Annotated in this window: 21 protein-coding genes and 1 tRNA gene; 12 read left to right on the forward strand and 10 right to left on the reverse strand. The window is 69.3% G+C overall.

What is annotated here, in order from left to right; all coding sequences use genetic code 11:
• Positions 1-66 precede the first annotated feature (66 nt).
• Entirely contained in the window at positions 67-1293 is a 1227-nt protein-coding gene (locus tag BLR90_RS07530) for an HNH endonuclease signature motif containing protein (RefSeq protein ID WP_245715202.1), read from the forward strand.
• A gap of 20 nt (positions 1294-1313) precedes the next feature.
• On the opposite strand, the gene BLR90_RS07535 is transcribed toward BLR90_RS07530, so the two are convergent.
• The 3 genes from BLR90_RS07535 to BLR90_RS07545 form a co-directional block, all read right to left on the reverse strand.
• Positions 1314-1387: transfer RNA gene (locus BLR90_RS07535), tRNA-Gly, on the reverse strand.
• Between the two features lie 47 nt (positions 1388-1434).
• Positions 1435-2355 (reverse strand): MBL fold metallo-hydrolase, encoded by a 921-nt coding sequence (locus BLR90_RS07540; RefSeq protein WP_091024093.1) that lies wholly within the window; start codon positions 2353-2355, stop codon positions 1435-1437.
• A 9-nt stretch (positions 2356-2364) separates the two neighbouring features.
• Entirely contained in the window at positions 2365-2733 is a 369-nt protein-coding gene (locus BLR90_RS07545) for a YciI family protein (protein WP_091024095.1), read from the reverse strand.
• Between the two features lie 261 nt (positions 2734-2994).
• On the opposite strand from BLR90_RS07545, the gene BLR90_RS07550 reads away from it, so the two are divergent.
• The gene (locus BLR90_RS07550; protein ID WP_218029429.1) at positions 2995-3762 is read left to right on the forward strand and encodes a hypothetical protein; all 768 of its coding nucleotides are present in this window, start codon (positions 2995-2997) and stop codon (positions 3760-3762) included.
• A 77-nt stretch (positions 3763-3839) separates the two neighbouring features.
• Here the strand turns inward: BLR90_RS07550 and BLR90_RS07555 are convergent, their stop codons facing one another.
• Positions 3840-4004: a hypothetical protein gene (locus BLR90_RS07555; protein ID WP_218029428.1), complete on the reverse strand. Its 165-nt coding sequence runs from the start codon at positions 4002-4004 to the stop codon at positions 3840-3842.
• A 490-nt stretch (positions 4005-4494) separates the two neighbouring features.
• On the opposite strand from BLR90_RS07555, the gene BLR90_RS07560 reads away from it, so the two are divergent.
• Positions 4495-5088: a hypothetical protein gene (locus BLR90_RS07560; protein ID WP_143016148.1), complete on the forward strand. Its 594-nt coding sequence runs from the start codon at positions 4495-4497 to the stop codon at positions 5086-5088.
• Positions 5089-5246: 158 nt separating this feature from the next.
• Here the strand turns inward: BLR90_RS07560 and BLR90_RS21760 are convergent, their stop codons facing one another.
• A complete protein-coding gene (locus BLR90_RS21760; protein WP_425433644.1) occupies positions 5247-5495 on the reverse strand; it encodes an ATP-binding protein in 249 nt (82 codons plus the stop codon).
• Between BLR90_RS21760 and BLR90_RS21430 the strand changes: the two genes are divergently transcribed.
• Positions 5463-5678, forward strand: a complete 216-nt coding sequence (locus BLR90_RS21430) for a hypothetical protein (protein WP_245715218.1) — start codon at positions 5463-5465, stop codon at positions 5676-5678. The two genes, BLR90_RS21760 and BLR90_RS21430, sit on opposite strands and share 33 nt — an antisense overlap.
• Positions 5679-5801: 123 nt before the next feature.
• Here the strand turns inward: BLR90_RS21430 and BLR90_RS07570 are convergent, their stop codons facing one another.
• Positions 5802-7964: a DUF1254 domain-containing protein gene (locus BLR90_RS07570; protein ID WP_170254347.1), complete on the reverse strand. Its 2163-nt coding sequence runs from the start codon at positions 7962-7964 to the stop codon at positions 5802-5804.
• 506 nt (positions 7965-8470) lie between these two features.
• Between BLR90_RS07570 and BLR90_RS07575 the strand changes: the two genes are divergently transcribed.
• Positions 8471-8854: a YybH family protein gene (locus BLR90_RS07575; protein WP_170254346.1), complete on the forward strand. Its 384-nt coding sequence runs from the start codon at positions 8471-8473 to the stop codon at positions 8852-8854.
• 326 nt (positions 8855-9180) lie between these two features.
• Positions 9181-9495, forward strand: coding sequence for a hypothetical protein (locus BLR90_RS07580; RefSeq protein ID WP_218029427.1), 315 nt, complete (start codon positions 9181-9183; stop codon positions 9493-9495).
• Between the two features lie 557 nt (positions 9496-10052).
• Here the strand turns inward: BLR90_RS07580 and msrA are convergent.
• Both msrA and BLR90_RS07590 read right to left on the reverse strand, forming a co-directional pair.
• Positions 10053-10700 (reverse strand): peptide-methionine (S)-S-oxide reductase MsrA, encoded by a 648-nt coding sequence (gene msrA, locus BLR90_RS07585; RefSeq protein WP_091024105.1) that lies wholly within the window; start codon positions 10698-10700, stop codon positions 10053-10055.
• Positions 10701-10717: 17 nt separating this feature from the next.
• Entirely contained in the window at positions 10718-11020 is a 303-nt protein-coding gene (locus BLR90_RS07590; RefSeq protein ID WP_091024107.1) for an STAS domain-containing protein, read from the reverse strand.
• A 174-nt stretch (positions 11021-11194) separates the two neighbouring features.
• Between BLR90_RS07590 and BLR90_RS07595 the strand changes: the two genes are divergently transcribed.
• Genes BLR90_RS07595 through ilvA form a run of 4 tightly spaced genes read left to right on the forward strand, consistent with a single transcriptional unit; the run spans position 11195 to position 16275 of the window.
• Positions 11195-12358, forward strand: a complete 1164-nt coding sequence (locus tag BLR90_RS07595) for a cystathionine gamma-synthase (RefSeq protein ID WP_091024109.1) — start codon at positions 11195-11197, stop codon at positions 12356-12358.
• On the forward strand, positions 12345-13721 hold the full coding sequence (locus tag BLR90_RS07600; protein ID WP_091024120.1) for a glutamate mutase L: 1377 nt from the start codon (positions 12345-12347) through the stop codon (positions 13719-13721). The genes BLR90_RS07595 and BLR90_RS07600 overlap by 14 nt, the downstream gene beginning before the upstream one ends.
• A gap of 36 nt (positions 13722-13757) precedes the next feature.
• Complete coding sequence (locus BLR90_RS07605; protein WP_245715203.1) at positions 13758-15077, forward strand: AI-2E family transporter; 1320 nt, start codon at positions 13758-13760, stop codon at positions 15075-15077.
• Positions 15070-16275 (forward strand): threonine ammonia-lyase, encoded by a 1206-nt coding sequence (ilvA, locus tag BLR90_RS07610; protein ID WP_091024122.1) that lies wholly within the window; start codon positions 15070-15072, stop codon positions 16273-16275. Before BLR90_RS07605 ends, ilvA begins: the two co-directional genes overlap by 8 nt.
• Positions 16276-16345: 70 nt before the next feature.
• Here ilvA and greA read toward each other — a convergent pair whose 3' ends face one another.
• Together greA and BLR90_RS07620 are read right to left on the reverse strand one after the other, a co-directional pair.
• Positions 16346-16852, reverse strand: a complete 507-nt coding sequence (gene greA / locus BLR90_RS07615; RefSeq protein ID WP_091024124.1) for a transcription elongation factor GreA — start codon at positions 16850-16852, stop codon at positions 16346-16348.
• 170 nt (positions 16853-17022) lie between these two features.
• Positions 17023-17439 (reverse strand): DUF4307 domain-containing protein, encoded by a 417-nt coding sequence (locus BLR90_RS07620; protein WP_170254345.1) that lies wholly within the window; start codon positions 17437-17439, stop codon positions 17023-17025.
• A 29-nt stretch (positions 17440-17468) separates the two neighbouring features.
• Between BLR90_RS07620 and mca the strand changes: the two genes are divergently transcribed.
• Complete coding sequence (gene mca / locus BLR90_RS07625) at positions 17469-18365, forward strand: mycothiol conjugate amidase Mca (RefSeq protein WP_091024128.1); 897 nt, start codon at positions 17469-17471, stop codon at positions 18363-18365.
• Between the two features lie 12 nt (positions 18366-18377).
• Positions 18378-18599: a hypothetical protein gene (locus BLR90_RS07630; protein ID WP_091024130.1), complete on the forward strand. Its 222-nt coding sequence runs from the start codon at positions 18378-18380 to the stop codon at positions 18597-18599.
• The last annotated feature ends 12 nt before the right edge of the window (positions 18600-18611 follow it).

Raw genomic sequence — 18611 nt, forward strand, 5'->3', positions numbered from 1 at the left:
GAAACCCTTGTGGATACTGGGGTCTGAGCCCCGTGACTGTCGGTGCCTGGTGCTTGAGTAGGTGTCATGAGCATCAGCGCCGATCACACACCGAGGCACCCGGTTGCCTCGTTCGTGGCGCGCATGCACGACGAGCTCGATCACATCGGCGAGCGCCCGATGTGGTCGATGGGCGACGACGAAACCCGCCACACGCTGGTCGAGGCGACCCGGCTCCTCGCGCGACTCAGCGCCCTCGAGCTGAAGGTCGCCGCCCACGCCGACCGCAACCAGGTCGGCGACGCCACGGGTGCCACCTCGGCGGGGGTGTGGTGGGCCAACCACACCCGGATGACCCAGGCCGAGGCGCACCGCAAGATCAAGCTCGCCAAAGCACTCGAGGCCCACGAACCCGTCGGTGAGGCTCTTGCGGGCGGTGACGTCCTGGTCGACCAGGCCCGGGCAATCACTGACTCCGTCGGCGCGTTGCCCGACACCGTCCAGTCGGACGTCCGCACTCGAGCACGTGACTACCTCCTCGAAGCCGCCGCGCACTACGACGCCCGCGCGCTGCGGATCCAGGGCCGACGGATCCTCGACGTCGTCGCCCCCGAGATCGGCGAGGACGAAGAAGCCAGACAGCTCGCCGCCGAAGAGAAGACGGCAGAGCAGGCCGCCAGACTCACCATGCACGACGACGGCCACGGCCAGACCCATGGCCGGTTCACCGTGCCCACCGAGGTCGCCGACACCTTGCGCAAAGCGGTCCAGGCGATCGCCTCGCCCAAGGCCGGCGGTGAAGGTCTCTCCTCCCACGGCATGGGGCTCGCGTTCGCCGAGTACGTCCGCCGTTACCCCACCGACAAGCTCCCCACCGCCGGCGGCGTCAGTGCCACGGTGGTCGTGACGATGACCCTGGAGACGTTGATGGGTGGGCTCAAGGCGGCGCAGCTCGACACCGGCACCAGGATCAGCCCCGGCCTCGCGAGGAAGCTCGCCTGCGAAGCCGGTGTCATCCCTGTCGTCCTCGGCGGCAGGTCCGAGGTCCTCGACGTCGGCCGCAGACGCCGCTTCCACACCAAGGCCCAACGGATCGCGATGCTGGTGCGCGACGGCGGCTGCGTCACCCTCGGGTGCGAGCGCCCCGGCTCCTGGTGCGACGCCCACCACCTCACCCAGTGGGCCAAAGGCGGGGGGACTTCGGTCGGGGACGGTGTCCTCCTCTGTCGGAGACACCACACCCTGGCCCACCTCCAGGACTACGACCTCACCCACCACCCCGGCGGCAAGATCAGCTTCACCCGGCGCGAGTGAGCACGCCCGGGTTCGAGATATGGAGCGGACGCGAGGATTTGAACCTCGACCCCTTCCCTGGAAGGGAAGCGTGCTGCAACTACACCACGTCCGCGAAGCCAGCCTCTGACGAGCCTGACCGGGTCTCAGTATTCACCACGTTCAGTGAAAACCGAGCCAGGGGTCCTCGCGCTGCCACAGCGTCGGGAAGTGGACGGGGACCGCGTGCTCGCCGGAGAGGTCGTCGAGGACGCGCATGGTGAGGTCGAGGTCGTCGCCGAGATACGGGAGCGCCCGGAGCTCCTTGTCGAGGGGCCGGAAGAAGTCGTCCCAGTGGGTGAGTACGACACGTTTCGCGCCGACAGCTTCGACGGTCTCGGCCCAGTAGGTGCGGATGTAGTCCTCGCTCTGGACTCCGAGCTGGCCGACGCCGAGGTAGGCGACGTCCGCGCTACGCCCGGTGAGTGACCCCTCGACGAAGCCGGCGCTGCCCTGCAGCAGCGCCGTCCTGCCGCTGGTGTGCTCGACCAGGATCGACCAGGCCTCGCCGCACTTGTAGTCGGCCATCTTGGCGGGCGGGACGACGGGTTCGGTGATCTCGCCCGGGGTCCGGTCGGGCGGGCAGTGATGGGACTCGACCAGGGTGACGGTGAACGCGCCGTACGTCATCGGCTCGCCGGGCGTCGCGACCCGGATCCGGTCCTCGGGGAGGCCATGACCGCGCCCGATGTTCGCGCTGGACTCGCCGCCGACCAGGACCGCTCCGGTCCGGTCGGCGACGACGGCGGAGTCGAGGGCGTGGTCGTAGTGCGTGTGGACCGGCAGTACGGCGTCCAGCGTCTCGACCCCGGCCCGCCTCAGCGCGCTGTCGATCCGGGCGAGGTCGGGGGCGAGCTTTCCGGTCGCGACCTTGAGCAGCGAGGGCCGCGAGAAGAACCCGTCGGTCATCACGGCGGACTCGCCGTCGCTCACCAGGAGGCTGGCGACCCCGAGGAACGTGACCGCCAGGTCCCCGTCGGCCGGCGGTACGTCGAACCGGCCGGCGTACCGATCGAGTCTGGGACGGCCGAGCCGGAGTCGCATGAGCGAACGCTAGTCCTCCGAGGTCTCGATCTCGGGCATGGACCCGAACAGCCGGACCTCCTGGGGCCAGCCGCACGCCTCGGCGATCTTGCCGGCCCACATCCTGGCCCGCTCCTCGTCGGCGACGTCGACGACGGTCAGCCCGCCCAGCCACTCCTTGGTCTCGACGTACGGCCCGTCGGTGAACATGAGCTCGCCGCTGGTGGCGTCGGCGCTGAAGACCGGCCCCTCCTCCTCGAGCCCACCGGCGAAGAGGTACTCCCCGGCGGCCTTGATCTCGTTCACGACCGCCATGGCGAGCGGGCCGCGGCTGCGGAACCACTCCTCGGTGTGGTCGCCGACCCACTGCTGGTTGAAGTAGATGAGGTACTCGGCCATTCCTGCTCCCTCGCTCAGGCGCACCCGGTGTCCGCCGTTGCCTACGCTACGAACGGCCGGCGCCGGATACGACACCCGCAGCCAGGAAACTTTGCGCCCGTTGTTCGTCGAGGACAAGGCTTCTTGGAAGCAGCCCGCCGGCGGTGTTCCGAGCGCTAGTGTGCCGAGGACGCTCCCGTGGTCACCACGACCGAGCCCTAGGTCCGGAGGTTCCTCATGCTGAAATTCCTCGGATATCTACGCAGGCACGCAGTAGCCGTCTTGGCACTCGCGTTGCTCATGGGCGGTAGTGGGGTCGCCTATGCGGTGGCCGGCCACGGCCAGAGCGCGTCGGTGGCCCAGAAGGTGACTCGGCTCTACGCCTGCGTCAAGGTCGACACCCGCAGCATGACCCGCATCGGCGCTCTCAAGCGTTGTCCGAAGGGCTACTACAAGATCTCGTGGAGCGTCACCGGCCCCGCCGGCGCACCAGGGGCGCAGGGCCCGGCCGGGGCTGACGGCGCGACCGGTCCGGCCGGCGCCAACGGTGCGGTTGGTGCCCAGGGTCCGGCTGGTCCCCCGGGTCCGGTTGGTGCCGCCGGTGCGAACGGCGCCGATGGCGCGGACGCCATCTCCGAGTTCGCCGAGTTCTTCGCGCTCGCGCCGCCCGACAACGCAGCGACCGTGGCGCTGGGCGCCGACGTCTCGTTCCCCCAGGACGGGCCCTCCGTGGGGTCGATCGTGCGCACTGGCCCTTCCACGTTCAACCTGGCGCAGATCGGCACCTACCGGGTGTCCTTCTCGGTGCCGATCAGCGAGGCGGGTCAGCTGGTGCTCACGCTCAACGGCGTTGATCTGGCCTACACGGTCGTCGGCCGGGCCACCGGGACGACACCGATCTCCGGCACGGCCTACGTGGAGTCGACGACGGTGAACTCCATCCTGACCGTGCGGAACCCGGCGGGTAACAGCACCGCCCTCACGGTGACGCCTCTCGCGGGCGGGTCCCACCCCGTCGCCTCGACGCTCACCATCGAGCGACTGAGCTGACCTGACACCGGTGCCTCGCCCGGCACACGCGCGGCGCGCCCAGCCCCGGCGGCGCCATCAGCCCGAGCGTGGCTCGGTCAGGGCGTGTCCGGGAACTTCACGCCGGTGTTGGCGTGGCAGCGGTAGCCGTGGGGGCCTTGGCCGGTCGAGAACACCCTGGCCTGTGCCGACAGCGTCGGCGGGACGTCGACAACCTCCTGGCCATCGGCCAGCAGCCGCAACGCCACGTGACGAGTGACCACTTGGCAGGTCGACCGTTGAAGGGGCGTGCTCACCAGCAACCGGTCCCTTGTGCTACCCAAAGCGCAGCCTTCTCGTGTCGGTCCTCCGGCGTGGCTCATCCGACTGGTGGTCGCGTTAGTCGTCGCGCCGCCTAACCGGCCTTTTCGCGCTCTTCGCCGTGGCGATGACCGGATGGGGTTTCGAGACTGATCCGGGCGACCAGTTGAGGCGCGACCTCCCCATGCTCATCGCTAGCGGGATCGCTGGTACGGGATGCGGCGCTGCCCCGGCTACGCGCTGGCTGGACCACGCCGCGCGCCGATCCTGTCGCTGATGGCTCTGGGCGTGGTCCCTGCCATCCTGAAAGGAACGGCCTTCTTCACGCACAGTGACTAGGACGAGGACTGAGCACACTTACGCTCATGCCGCGACCCGAGCGGTAGTCGATGCGCGAGCGACCGGCAGCCACTGCTTCACGTAACTCCCTCCCCTTCACTCCGTTAGGGGACCGTGATCGACAACTCCTCCACGCTGGGCGGCGCTTCTGAGTCGCCCGAGTCCCGGGCAGGGACGCCGGTCGCACGTCGGCGCACAGTCCTTGCCGCCGCAACGACGGTCACTCTCGTGATCGCGCTGAGTGTGCTCGCCTGGGTCTGGCGTCATCCGCACGCCTTCGATGACGCAGACGGGAGCATCGGCCAGGTCGCTCGCTCGTGGCCAGTGGGCAAGTCGATCTATGTGGGAGTCACGTACGGCGACCCCAACGGCACCATCACCCTTGAGGACGCCGAGCCGGTCGTCGAACGCAACAGCGCGCGAGCCGAGATCGACCACTTCATCTGCATCCCCGTACGGACCGGCGGCGGCAGCATCGGCTCCATAGACGAAGCGGGGGCCGAGCAGCACTGCGCCACGCTAGAGCCTGTCGATGGCACACCGATCACCTGGGAGTCCAGTGAGAACCCTCAGGTCCTCATGCGGATCACGCCCACCGCCGAGGGCGTGATCGAGGTCCCGAGTTCCGAGCTCACGTACCGAGACGGCTGGCGCGTGGGCAGCCAGCGGGTCGGCGACGGCATCCGCCTTCGAGCACTCCTGGGGTAGGAGACACCATCCGCTTCCGCCGCGAAGCGGTCGGTCATGAGCGGTCGTGGCGTCCCGGCAGTAATCAGCCCCGCCGCTCGCAGGCGCGGAGAGGAACCATGGGTCGCCCTAGTTCGACCAAGGAAGGGCTAAGGGGCGGGACCTGGGACAACGGTCGGCTACCGGTCCTGCTCTCCAACGTTGCCTTCGCTGGAGTGTCCCAGGGGGACGACGAAGGTGAATGTGGTTCCCCCCCGAATCGTGGGGGAGGTCTGGAGTTGCCCGCCCATCAAGTCAACCAGGTCACGACAGATTGCTAGGCCGAGTTCGGCACCCTCATAGCCGCGTGTGGCGGAGGGGTCGGTCTGGGTGAACGGCTCGAACAGGGCGTGCAAGTGGTCTTCGCCGACGTTGACGTTCTCGCGCAACGCTTCGGCAAGGACGATCCGCTGGAACAGGCCCAGGTGCTTGACGCAGGGTTCGACCCCCAGGTCCTCGCGCAGATGATGGACACCCTCAAGCGGTTCGCCGCCGACGAGATTCCGCTTGCGGCAAGCGATCTCCCGCTCGCCAAGACGTTCTTCGAGGGGTGGGCCGACGAACTGCGTTGAGTGGGCAAGATCCTGCAATTGAGGAGGGGGGAGTCGTCGTCGGCCCCATCCATGTCCTCGTAAGCGGCCGAGTGGCACACCGGCACGAACTCTTCACCCCCACGCTCAGGACCTGACCGTGAACTAGCCCACTTTCGCCAGCTGGGGCAGTACGTAGGTGGCCGTCGACGCGCCGCTCGGCGGGGGCAGGATCGACGGCTGGGTGTCGCTGCCGGGCGACGGGTAGTACATCCGCATCATCGGCCGGATGCTCGTCGCCATCGACGTGCCGGTGGCGCCGTACACCGACTCGTTGTACGCCGTCGAGGGCGTCGGGAGCCAGTTGGTCATCGGCGCGCCGTCCGGCAGTGTGGGTGCGATCCAGATCGTGACCGAGCCGTCGGGGTTCGTCGCTAGTCGGCCCGACGTGATCTGTTGCGAGCCGAGCTGGGACACCGGTTGGACCGGCCCCCACGTGAGGTCGACCGCATCGCCCGGGTCGTCGATTGGCACCACGTCTCCCGGCTCGCCGCCCGTCCCCTGGATCGGCACGGGGTGTGCGTCTGTCGCCTTCCATTCCTGCTGCCACGTCGTACTGACCTGGAATGTGTAGCTCGTGACGATCCCGTCGGCGGTGGTCTCGGTCGGAACGCTGGCCACGTAGTGCGGCGTGTTGGGCTGCAGCCCGTACGACCCGGCCGTCGACCCGAACAGCACGGGTGAACTCTGCACCAACGGGCCCCAGTCGGAGGGCGTCACTGTCACCGTGTCGGCGACGGCGTCCACCGCGGTGACGGTGAGGTCGGCGTCCGAGTAGGCCGTGTTGAGCACGCTGGCCTGGGTGATGAACGGCGCAGCTGCCTGGGAGGCGTCCGTCGCGTAGGCGTGGATCGACCAGAAGCCCTTCGGGTTGCCGTTGGGGCCGGTGACCATCGGCGGCAGGATCCCGTCGGCGGGCACGGGTGCGCCGTCGACCGGGGGCGTGAAGGTCAGCGTGTAGGTGTTGTTGCCGTCGAGGCCCTCCGCGACGCCGTCGGGGTCGACGTACTCGTTCAGCTGGGCGTACACGGCGTCCTCCGGGAGGTTCGCCGACCCGCCCGCAAGGACCACGATGGCGCGCATGAGGTAGCCGGCCGCGGAGTTCGGGTAGCTGCCGATGTCGTTGTTGAGGTAGCTCCAGTAGTGGGTGCTGCTGCTGACGCCGACCGCGGTCGCAGCTCGGGCGACCCGCTGCTGACCGAGCTCGAAGCCGTCCTGCAGGGCCTCCAGCTGGGCTTCGCCCCAGTTGCTGGGGACGTGGAAGCCGCGCTCGGTCAGGCCGAGTCGCGCGAACCGTTCTAGGGACTTCCGCTGGCCGTACGACGGGTACCGGTAGATCTTCTTCGCGCCGGGTTGCGCGATCACCCACGGCGGCAGCGCCTTCAGGGGCGTGCCGTTGAGCCCGGTGTTTCGGGTGGGCAGGGGGCTGATGCGCAGTGAGCGCCCCATCTGTTCGAGGAACGTCGTCGCCTCCGTGGGTGTGTTGTGCCACTTCTGGGCTGCCGCCTTCTGCCAGGCAGTGGGGGTGTACCCGGGTTCGAAGTAGCGGGGTTCATGATGACTCCGCTCGAAGCTACGCAGGCTCTGGAGTCCGAAGCCCGCGACGACGTGGTCGATGACCGACCGAGCCGACGCGGGGGACGCCGGGTCCACGAGGGTGTCGGCCCGGATGCGAATCAGCAGCCAGTTGAGGTTCGTGTCCATCGTCATCACCCGATAGGTGAAGCCGTTGATCGTGACCTTCCGCCGATGTGCGTACTTTGACGACGGGCCGGCGACCAGGTACGTCTGCGCGGTCGTGGACGGCGTGGTCCGGGTGCCGATGCTGCCCACCGTGTTGACGAAGCTGTCGAGGAGGTTGGCCACGTAGTAGTCGTCCTGCGACGGGGGCACCGTCATGACGAGCTCGCGCGTGTGGCCACGGCTCGGGTCGCCGCTCAGGTCGAGCATCGCGTTGAGGTAGACGACCGAGGCGTCGCCTGCGTTGGTCGCGTTGTTGTTCCAGGCGGCCGCGGCCCTCCCGCCGCCGAGCTTGTTGCGGGGTGCGGTCGCCAGGTAGTTGTAGCGCGAGAAGCGGTAGACGAACTCGGCCGGCAGGCCCCACCGGTAGGCCTTGGCGGCCAGCGAGCGAATTCGTCCCGGGTCGGTCAGCGTCGAGGCGGGTCCGTGCGAGTCCGACGAGACCGTCGTGGGCTGCCGGATCGTTGCGTGTGCCTCCGCGTGGGCCGGGAGGAGGAGCGAGCCGTTGAGGCAGACGGCCACCGCCATGACGACCGCCCTGCGTCGTCGAAGGCAGGTCAGGGGCTCCGTGGGGGACATGTGTTGGCCTTCCGTCGACTTGTGATGAGACGCTCCAGCGGCGGCGACGGCGTCCGACCTCAAGCTCGGACGTCGTTCGGAGCACCCGACGAAAGTAGTGAGGCGACGTTAGCCCTGGCGCCCTCTTCGGCGCAGCCGTACGCGGATGTGGGCTAGTCAGTAAGACTTCCGCGACGTTTGGCAGGTTCCTGTGGACGAGGTTCACCCGCCCCCTCCCTCTGCAGCCTCATCACGGACACCCGTCGCCGTTAGGTTTCCGTCGCCACAATGATCGAAAATCTTCTCAAGCTCGACCCTTAGATGCCTCGACTGAGCCGTTGTTCCTCAGTCGCTACATGCCGGACGGCATGGATCTAGACGAGGTTGCAGAAGCGGTTCAGTCGCGACCCCTTCGTCATCCGTGCTGCTTCCGGACCTTCCTTGACGTGCTACCAGCGCGGTGGGACGCTCTGGCGATGAGCACCCTCGAGCAGGCTTCCGACACGTTCTACAGGGCACTCAACACGATGCTGACCGGAGACGTGGGACCGATGCTGGAGGTCTGGTCGCACGCGGACGACGTGACTTACATGAGCCCGTTCGGCGAGCTTCTCGTGGGTTGGGAGGCCGTCCGAGAGTCGTGGGAGAAACAGGCCGCTGCCCGACTCGGCGGTCAGGTCGCCGCTGAGGAGCTCCGGTGCCTCAGCTCGTCCGACCTCGGTTTCGTGGTCGGCTGCGAACGCGGCAGCGTGGAAGTCGGAGGCGTCACGCAACTTGTCGACATCCGGGCCACGAGCATGTACCGCCTCGAGGGTGACCGGTGGGCCATGATCGGCCACCACACGGACCCGCTGTCCTAGCGACGGACGGCCCTCATCGGTGTGACCTGTCTGAGGTCGAGGCCGCGGACGTCATGGACTGTCCGCACTGAGACATGTTCCCAGCGGACCCGCGTTCGTGACACATGGACAGGCAGGTTGGCTGCCACCGGCTGAAGTTGAGCGTGGCGCATGGCCGATGCAGTCGCATCTGCCTGTCGAGGCCAACGAGCGATCTTGCCGCGCAGCGTGCGCCCGAAGACGCACGCTCTTGCTTGTTATGCACGTGATCCAGTTATGCACGTGATCCAGCAGGACATTTCGACCAGCCGTTGTGGCTGCCTGTCGACGGAGCTGGAGGCCCCGAGATGTCGCTGCTCGATCCGTGTCTAATCCGTTCTCGAGGGCCGTCCGGGCAGGTGGTGGTCCGGCTCGGGGTGCCGCTGGTCGACGACTATCTGGAGTTCATGCGACTGCTCGGCAACGGCTACTGCACCCGCCCGACCGAGCTCGACTGCGCCTTCGAGGCCATCTGCGAGAACTGCAGCTTCTTCCAGACCAGCATCGAGTTCCGACCCACCCTGCAAGCCCAGCACGACGACGCTGCAGCCAAGGGCCAACACCACCGAACCGCCCTCTTCGACCAGCTCCTCACCGGCCTCACGGAAGGCGAAGCATCATGAGCGACCGCCGCGATCCTGTGCATAATGCCGCTGATGGTGCGCAACGTCGATGAGCGGACGTCGGATCATCGCCGCCCTAGTACCGAGCTGGGAGCGGGAAGAAGCTGTGTGGCCCCGGCGCGGCGCGTCGCTCGTGAGCCGACCCGCGGGGGTAGGCGTGCTCCAGAACAGCGCCGTGTAACTGGAGGCCGCGATGGGCTAGCGTCCTGCGGACCCTTACAAACTTTAGTCCGCTTTATCGAGATCCGATAAACAGAGATAAAGAAGGTAAGATCCCCGAGCTCATCATGCCGCCGGAGCGTTCGAAGAAGTCCCGAAAGAAGGACTAACTTACCCACGGCACAGACCTGTGGCGCCGCCGGTCGCCGCGGCACCGGCACCGGTGTGCGACCGCCCGTTCGGCGAGAACAGGCGCGTGCGCCAGCGCCCGTGAACGTGGTTTGCGTCTCCCAAGAGTGCGAGCTCCTGCCGCGATGCGAGCGCCCAAGGCATTGCGGGCTCGGGGTGGCGACGGCGATGGGGCTGAGGCCGATGACGATGGGGCCCGTCCGTGCCGGTCAGGCAGTCTCGGGGAACTTCACGCCGGTGTTGGCGTGGCAACGGTAGCCGTGGGGGTTCTTGGCGAGGTACTGCTGGTGGTGGTCCTCGGCGTAGTAGTACGTCGGGACCTCGCGCACCTCGGTGGTGATCTCGCCCAAGCCGCGGCGGGCGAGCTCGGCGCCGTACACGTCGGTCAGCTCGCGCGCGACCTTCTCCTGCTCGGGGGAGGTGAAGTAGATGGCGGAGCGGTACTGCGTTCCGACGTCGTTGCCCTGGCGCATGCCCTGGGTCGGGTCGTGCACCTCGAAGAAGCGCTTGACCAGGTCGGCGAAGGACACACGGGCAGGGTCGAAGACGATGCGGACGGCCTCGGTGTGCGCGGTGCGCCCCGAGCAGACCTCCTCGTACGACGGATGCGGGGTGTGTCCGCCGGCGTAGCCGACCGACGTCGACCAGACGCCGGGGGTCTTCCAGTAGATCTCCTCGGCGCCCCAGAAGCAGCCGAGCCCGAAGACCGCGACGTCGAAGCCGGCGGGTGCCTCGTCGGTGACCAGCGGAGTGCCGAGCACCAGGTGCTTCTCGGCCAGGGGAAAGTTGCGCTCGCTACGGCCGGGAAGGGCCTGCTCGGCGTCGATCAGCTCGGTCTTGCTGCGGGAGAAGAACATGGCTCCATTGTCTCCGGTCACGCAAGGCGGCGGGTCTCGGACAGCACCGCCGAGAGCCCGAGGGGATGGAGCAGGCGGGTCACGCTGCGGTTGCCGCCGGACAGGACGAGGGTGCCGCCGGAGTCCCGGACGCGACGGCGGGTCCACAGCAGCGCGCCCACCCCGGAGCAGTCGATGAAGCGGACGTCGGTGAGGTCCATCGTCACGTCGGCGGCCACGTCGGGGGCGAGCTGGCGGCAGACCGCCTCGCGCAGCCGGAGGGCGCCCTCGAGGTCGAGGTCGCCCGACACGGCCATGGTGAAGGTGCGCGTGGTCTGCATCGTTCCCGCCTCCCCGGCAGGGTGAGGAGAGCCCGAGCGACATCTCCCTGCACAGCACAACGAGTGTCGGCGGCCAGCGATACCCGTGGGCGACGAAATGACTCGAAGTGACTACGCGGGAACCCAGGAGGACTACCCCGTCGGCGTCGAGATCGGTCTGAGTACGCTCGATGAGTGAGCGAGCAGCAGCACAGGAACAAGTCCGGCTTCGAGACGCGTGCGATCCACGCCGGCTACGAGCCCGATCCGACCACCGGGGCCGTGATCCCACCGATCTACGCGACCTCGACGTACAAGCAGGACGGCGTCGGAGGGCTGCGCGGCGGCTACGAGTACAGCCGCTCGGCCAACCCCACCCGCACTGCGCTCGAGGGCGCGCTGGCGGCGGTGGAGGAGGGGGAGCGTGGCTTCGCGTTCGCCTCGGGCCTCGCCGCCGAGGACACGTTGGTGCGCGCCCTGTGCCGGCCCGGCGACCACGTGGTGATCCCTGACGACGCCTACGGCGGCACGTTCCGGCTGTTCGACAAGGTCGAGCAGGCGTGGGGGCTGACGCACAGCCCGGCACCGGTCTCCGACGTCGACGCGGTGCGCGCGGCGATCCGGCCCGGCGAGACCAAGCTGGTGTGGGTCGAGACCCCCACCAACCCGCTGCTCAACATCGGCGACATCGAGGCCCTCGCGGCCGTCGCCCACGATGCCGGTGCGCTGCTGGTCGTGGACAACACGTTCGCCTCGCCCTACCTCCAGCAGCCGCTGGTCCTCGGTGCCGACGTCGTCGTCCACTCGACCACGAAGTACGTCGGCGGCCACTCCGACGTGGTCGGCGGTGCGATCGTCGTACGCGACCTCGACGTCGCCGAGGCCGTCACGTTCCACCAGAACGCCATGGGTGCGGTGCCCGGCCCGTTCGACTCGTTCCTCACCCACCGCGGGCTCAAGACGCTCGCGGTGCGCATGGACCGCCACTGCGACAACGCCGAGCGGGTCGTCGAGTTCCTCACCGGCCACCCCGCGGTCAGCCAGGTGATCTACCCCGGCCTCGAGGAGCACCCCGGGCACGCGGTCGCGGGGCGCCAGATGAAGCGGTACGGCGGGATGGTGTCGTTCCGCGTCGCCGGCGGCGAGGCCGCGGCGCTCGCCGTCTGCGAGCGCACCGAGGTCTTCACGCTGGCCGAGTCCTTGGGCGGGATCGAGTCGCTGATCGAGCACCCCGGTCGGATGACCCACGCGAGCGTGGCCGGCACCGACCTCGAGGTGCCCGCGGACCTGGTCCGGCTCAGCGTCGGCATCGAGACAGTCGACGACCTGATCGCCGACCTCGACCGTGCGTTCGGCTGACGTCGCGGTCTGCGTCGACTTCGGCTCGACGTTCACCAAGGCCTCGCTGGTCGACCTGACGCAGGGCCGGATCGTGGCCTCCGCCGAGCACGCCACCACGCTGCCGGTCGACGGGGTCGGCGACGTCCTCGACGGGTACGACGAGTGCCTGACCGCGCTGGTGGCCGCCGACCCGCGCGCGGCGGACGCCGAGGTGCTCGCCTGCTCGAGCGCCGGAGGAGGGCTGCGGATCGCGGTGATCGGCAACGAGGAGCTGGTGACCGCGGAGGCGGGTCGCCGGGTGGCGCTCTCCAGCGGCGGCAAGGTGGTCGAGGTGGTCGCGGCGGCGGGTCGTGGCCCTGACAGTGCGCCCTACCGCTCGCTGAGGCACACGACCCGGCCCGACGTCGTACTGCTCACCGGCGGCACCGACGGCGGCAACAGCGACGTGCTGCTCCAGGCGGCACGCGACCTGGTGGCGTCCGGGTGGACCGGCCCGGTCGTCGTGGCCGGCAACGTCGAGGCGCAGGCCGAGGTCGGCGACGTCCTCGGCGCAGTGCCGCACGTGCTGGCCGACAACGTGGTGCCCAAGATCGGCGTGCTGGCCCCGGCCGGCGCGCGCGCCGCGATCCGCGAGATGTTCCTGGCCCACGTGATCGGCGGCAAGCACCTCAGCAGCCGCGCCGACTTCACGGCCATGGTTCGCGGCGCCACGCCCGACCTCGTGCTCACCGGCGTCGAGCTGCTCGCCAACGGGCTCGACAGCGAGCACCCCGGAGCCGGCGACGTGGTCGTGGTCGACGTCGGCGGCGCGACCACCGACGTGCACTCGGTCGTCGAGGTCGACCCCGAGGACTCCGGCCTCTCCCGCGAGGTGGTGGCGACGACGCCGGTCACCCGCACCGTCGAGGGCGACCTCGGGATGCGCTGGTCGGCGCACACCACCGTCGAGGCGGCCGGCCTCCCCGATCTCGCCCACCAGGCCGTACGCCGTGCGTCGGACCCGGGCTTCCTCCCCACCACCGCCGACGAGCAGGACGCCGACGAGGCGATCGCCCGGGCCGCGGTCGGGCTGGCCCTGCGCCGGCACGCCGGCCGGTCGAAGGTCGTGGTCGGGCCCGAGGGCCGCGTGGTCGAGCGCTCCGGCAAGGACCTGCGCGAGGTGGACCTCCTGGTCGGGTCCGGCGGCGTGCTGCGCCACGGCCGCGACGGTGTGGCCGAGCGGGTGCTCGCCGGCAGCGTCGGTGCCGACCTCGACGGTGCGTGGCAGCTGCCGGAGCGGGCCCGAGTCGTCGTGGACTCGTCGTACGTCCTGGCGGCGGTGGGGCTGCTCGCCGCCGACCACCCCGACGCCGCCTACCGGCTCGCGATGACACTGCTGTGACACCCGTTGTCACACCCCCTGGCCTAGGGTGACGCCGTGAGCAACGACGACGCCGAACCGGGGCAGGACGCGCAGCCCGAGCACCGGCGTCGGCTCCGGCTCCCGGGCTCCTCGTCCCACCTCGAGCCGATCACCCAGCGCCTGGCCCACCAGTGGTCCGCGATGCGCGAGGAGCGGCGCAGCGAGCCGCCGGTGATCGTGTCCGGGCCGTCCAACTTCAACCGGGCCCAGGTCCCGTGGGGGCTGGACCTCGCCGCGGCGTGGGGCTGGCGCTTCCTCGTCATCGTGGCGGCCGGCGCGGTGCTCTTCAAGACGATCGGATTCTTCTCGGTCATCGCGCTCCCCGCGGTGATCGCCCTGCTCATCTCGGCGCTGGTCAGCCCCGTGGTCTCGTGGATGGCTCGCCACCACGTGCCGCGAGGCATTGCCGCGATCCTGGTGGTGCTCGGTGGCCTCGGCATGGTGGGTCTGCTCCTCACGTTCGCGGGGCAGCAGGTGGCCAACGGCGCCAACGACCTCGCCGACTCCACGGTCGAAGGCCTCGAGGAGATCAAGAACTGGCTCAAGAACGGTCCGGTCGACGCCAGCGAGTCGCAGATCAACAACTGGATCAACCAGGCACAGGACGGCATCGCGAGCCGGGCCGAGAACGGCGAGATCCTCAGCCAGGTGACCTCGCTCGGCAGCACTCTCACCCACGTGCTGGCCGGCTTCTTCATCGTGCTCTTCTCCACTTTCTTCTTCCTCGCCGACGGCGAGCGGATCTGGGCGTGGATGGTCCGGCTCTCCCCGCGCGCCGCCCGCTCCCATGTCGACAGCTCGGGTCGGGTCGCCTGGATCTCGCTGACCCAGTTCGTGCGCGCCACGGTGCTGGTCGCCCTCGTCGACGCGGTCGGCATCATGATCGGCGCCGCCGTGCTCCGCGTGCCGTTCGTGCTGGCGATCGGCGTGCTCGTGTTCCTCGGGTCGTTCGTGCCAATGATCGGTGCGTCTGTCGCCGGGACGGTCGCGGTCCTGGTGGCGCTCGTGGACCAGGGCCCGATCACCGCGCTGCTGATGCTCGGCGTCGTGATCGGAGTCCAGCAGATCGAGGGGCACGTGCTCCAGCCGTTCCTCATGGGCCGCTGGGTCTCGATGCATCCCCTTGGTGTCATCTTCGCCATCGGTGCCGGCGTCATCGTGGCCGGCGTGGCCGGGGCCCTCGTCGCCGTACCCCTGGCCGCCGCCGCTAACGCCGTCGTCCAGCACCTGGCGACCTATACGCCGATCGGCGACGAGGATCCGGTGGAGGAGCTCCGGCAGGACTACGAGGAGACCGGCACGAGCGTGGAGATCGAGGCGCCGGTTGATGAGTGACGTGACGTTGGACGACATCGAGTCGGCGCGGGCGGTCCTCGCCGGGGTCTCCATCAACACCCCGATGGAGGAGTCCCGGTGGCTCTCCGCGCTGGTCGGCGGTCCGGTGTGGCTCAAGTGCGAGAACCTCCAGCGCACCGGCTCCTTCAAGGCCCGCGGTGCCTACGTCCGGATCTCGCGGCTCACCCCCGAGGAACGGGCCCGCGGCGTCGTGGCGGCGTCGGCCGGCAACCACGCACAGGGTGTGGCACTCGCCGCGCAGCTGCTCGGCATCCACTCCACCGTGTTCATGCCGGAGGGCGCTCCGATCCCGAAGGAGAAGGCCACTCGGGGGTACGGCGCCGAGGTGGTCTTCGAGGGCCGCTACCTGGAGGACTCCCTGCGGGCCGCCGGGCAGCACGCGGCGGAGACGGGGGCCGTGCTGATCCACCCCTTCGACCATGCCGACATCGTCGCGGGCCAGGGCACCTGCGGTCTCGAGATGGTCGAGCAGGCACCGGACATGCGCACGGTGCTGGTCCCGACCGGCGGCGGAGGGCTGCTCGCCGGGATCGCGATCGCGGTCAAGGCGCTGCTCCCCGGCGTTCGCGTCGTCGGCGTCCAGGCCAAGGGCGCTGCCGCCTATCCCGACTCGCTGAGGCAGGGCCGCCCGGTCGCGCTGAGCTCCATGAACACCATGGCCGACGGCATCGCGGTCGGCCTGCCCGGCGAGATCACGTTCGCCGCGGTGCGCGACTACGTCGACGACATCATCACGGTCTCCGAGGAGTCGATGTCACGGGCGCTGCTGGCCCTGGTCGAACGGGCCAAGATGGTCGTCGAGCCGGCCGGAGCGGCCGCGGTCGCGGCGCTGCTCGACCAGCCGACGGCGTTCGAGACCCCGGTGGTCGCGGTCCTGTCGGGCGGCAACATCGACCCGCTCCTGCTGGGCAAGGTCATCCGTCACGGCATGGCCGCCGCGGGGCGCTACCTCAACCTGCGCGTCAACATCCCCGACCTGCCCGGCGGGCTGGCGAAGCTGCTCGCGGAGGTCGGCGACGCCGGCGCCAACGTCCTCGAGGTCGCACACGAGCGGATCTCGCCGCTGCTGCACCTCGACGAGGTCGAGGTACACCTCCAGCTCGAGACGCGCGGCGAGCCGCACGCCGCGAAGGTGAAGTCCCGCCTCCGCGAGTGCGGCTACACGATCGTCGAGTAAGAGTGGAGCGACGGTGGAGCGACTCCGTCGCTCCATTGGGAGTACTCGCTGCGCTCGTACTCCCGTCGCTTCACGAACCTGTGTAGGGGACCGCGTCGACGATGACGACCTCGAGCTGCTTGCCGTTGGGCGCCTCGAAGGAGACGGTCTCGCCCTTCTTGTGGCCGTTGATGGCCGAGCCGAGCGGGGACTGCGGGGAGTATGCGGTCAGGCCCTCGGGCTCGATCTCGCGGGCACCCAGCAGGAACGTCTCGGTCTCGTCCTCGGCGTCGCCGACGAAGCGGTAGGTGACGACCATGCCGGGCTCGACGACGCCGTCGTCGGGAGGGGTCTCGCCGACCTCGGCGCGACGCAGCATGTCCTCGAGCTGCCTGATCCGGCCCTCGAGCTTGCCCTGCTCCTCGCGGGCGGCGTGGTAGCCGCCGTTCTCCTTGAGGTCACCCTCGTCACGCGCAGCGCTGATCTTGGAGATGATCTCTTCGCGCACAGGCCCCTTGAGGTTGGCCAGCTCGGCCGTGAGCTTGTCGAAGGCGTCCTGGGTCAACCAGATGGTGCCCTGCTCGGTCTGCTGCGTCATGGGGGTACTCCTGTACTGCTGCATTAGTGGTGAGACTGCGTGGTGAGGCTTCGAGACAACGGGCCGATCGGCCGGTCTCGGCGTCGCAGGGCTGACGCCCCGGGGACGGGTCAAAGGATCAGTATACAAAGGAAGTGCCAAAGACCTGGTTCGTACGGGCGGCAGCAGGCTCAGCGGCGGCGTGACTGGCCCTCGGCAAGACAGCCGACGGACTCGACGGACGTGGCCCGGCGCTCGGTGCGGATCGTCACCTCGAAGCGGTCGCCCTCGTCCGGGTCCGGGGTGAACGACAGGTCACCGACCGAGGAGTGGTCCTCCGCAAGGGCGCGCAGCATGCAGCTGGCCTCGATGTCGTCGTCGGAGAACTCGACCTGGAGCACCGCCGTCGCGGTGTGCTCGTCGACGATGTCGAACGACACCAGCTCGGAGTCGACGCTGGGGTTGGCGTGCTCCCACGTGGTCCAGGCGAGCCACGCGAGGAAGGCGAGGGCGACGACGACGGAGACGGCGATGACGGCCCTGCGCCGGCCCGGCCGGGGCGCGCCGTACCGGTCGACCGAAGGTGCTGGGGGAGTCTGCGCGGTCACCACTCCAGGGTGACACCTACGATGGAGGGATGCCGCAGCACCCTCCGACCGGCGCCCGTGAGGGCCTCCGGTTGATGCACGTGCACGCCCATCCCGACGACGAGTCCAGCAAGGGCGCCGCGTCCACCGCGCGCTACGTCGCCGAGGGCGTCGACGTCCACGTCGTCACCTGCACCGGGGGCGAGCGCGGCTCGATCCTCAACCCGAAGATGGACCGACCCGAGATCCTGGCCAACATCTCCGAGGTGCGCCGCCAGGAGATGGAGCGCGCGCGCGACATCCTCGGCGTGACCCAGGACTGGCTCGGCTTCGTCGACTCGGGCTGGCCGGAGGGCGACCCCAAGCCCCCGCTGCCCGAGGGCTGCTTCGCCCAGGTCCCGCTCGAGGAGGCGACCGAGCGGCTGGTCGCGCTGATCCGCTCGTTCCGGCCCCACGTGGTCACGACGTACGACGAGCGGGGCGGCTACCCGCACCCCGACCACATCCGCTGCCACGAGGTGAGCGTCGCGGCGTTCGCGGCGGCCGGCGACCCTTCGCTGTTCCCCGACGCGGGGGAGCCGTGGCAGCCGCTCAAGCTCTACTACCACCACTCGTTCAACCGGCCCCGGATGCAGGCGATCCACGAGGCGATGCTCGCCCACGACCTCGAGTCGCCGTGGGCCGAGCGGCTCGCCGAGTGGAAGCCAGAGCCCGAGTGGGACGCCCGGATCACGACCAAGGTTCCGTGCGCCGACTACTTCGGCGTGCGCGACCAGGCGCTGCTCGCCCACGCCACCCAGATCGACCCCGACGGCTTCTGGTTCGCAGTGCCCCGCGAGCTCCAGGAGAAGGTCTGGCCGACCGAGGACTACGAGCTGGTCGTGAGCCACGTCGCGTCGAGAACCCCCGAGGACGACCTGTTCGCCGCCATCATCGACCCCGCCTGAGAGACTGTGACCATGGACGCCTTGACCCTGCTTCTTCTCCCGCTCGTGGAGAAGGGACCCGAGCCCAACGACGTCGTCGCCGGCTGGACCGCCTTCGCGCTCTTCGGGCTGGGCATCCTCGCTGTCGCCCTGCTCGGCTTCAGCCTCACCAAGCACCTCAAGCGCGCCGCCCAGTCCGAGGCCGAGGGCCGTTTCGACCCCTCCACCAAGAAGTCGCAACCCGGACACCCCTGACGTCACCTCCGA

It is taken from the genome of Nocardioides szechwanensis, assembly GCF_900103935.1.
In the GTDB taxonomy this organism is placed as follows: Bacteria; Actinomycetota; Actinomycetes; order Propionibacteriales; family Nocardioidaceae; genus Nocardioides; species Nocardioides szechwanensis.

Excerpts from the sequence above, each read along its gene's own strand:
- msrA (WP_091024105.1), bottom strand. The coding sequence starts at position 10,700 with ATGTTCTTCTCCCGCAGCAAGACCGAGCTGATCGACGCCGAGCAGGCC.
- greA (WP_091024124.1), bottom strand. The coding sequence starts at position 16,852 with ATGACGCAGCAGACCGAGCAGGGCACCATCTGGTTGACCCAGGACGCC.
- BLR90_RS07580 (WP_218029427.1), top strand. The coding sequence starts at position 9,181 with ATGTCGCTGCTCGATCCGTGTCTAATCCGTTCTCGAGGGCCGTCCGGG.
- BLR90_RS07590 (WP_091024107.1), bottom strand. The coding sequence starts at position 11,020 with ATGCAGACCACGCGCACCTTCACCATGGCCGTGTCGGGCGACCTCGAC.
- BLR90_RS07530 (WP_245715202.1), top strand. The coding sequence starts at position 67 with ATGAGCATCAGCGCCGATCACACACCGAGGCACCCGGTTGCCTCGTTC.
- BLR90_RS07575 (WP_170254346.1), top strand. The coding sequence starts at position 8,471 with ATGAGCACCCTCGAGCAGGCTTCCGACACGTTCTACAGGGCACTCAAC.
- mca (WP_091024128.1), top strand. The coding sequence starts at position 17,469 with ATGCCGCAGCACCCTCCGACCGGCGCCCGTGAGGGCCTCCGGTTGATG.
- ilvA (WP_091024122.1), top strand. The coding sequence starts at position 15,070 with ATGAGTGACGTGACGTTGGACGACATCGAGTCGGCGCGGGCGGTCCTC.
- BLR90_RS07545 (WP_091024095.1), bottom strand. The coding sequence starts at position 2,733 with ATGGCCGAGTACCTCATCTACTTCAACCAGCAGTGGGTCGGCGACCAC.
- BLR90_RS07630 (WP_091024130.1), top strand. The coding sequence starts at position 18,378 with ATGGACGCCTTGACCCTGCTTCTTCTCCCGCTCGTGGAGAAGGGACCC.
- BLR90_RS07540 (WP_091024093.1), bottom strand. The coding sequence starts at position 2,355 with ATGCGACTCCGGCTCGGCCGTCCCAGACTCGATCGGTACGCCGGCCGG.
- BLR90_RS07570 (WP_170254347.1), bottom strand. The coding sequence starts at position 7,964 with ATGGCGGTGGCCGTCTGCCTCAACGGCTCGCTCCTCCTCCCGGCCCAC.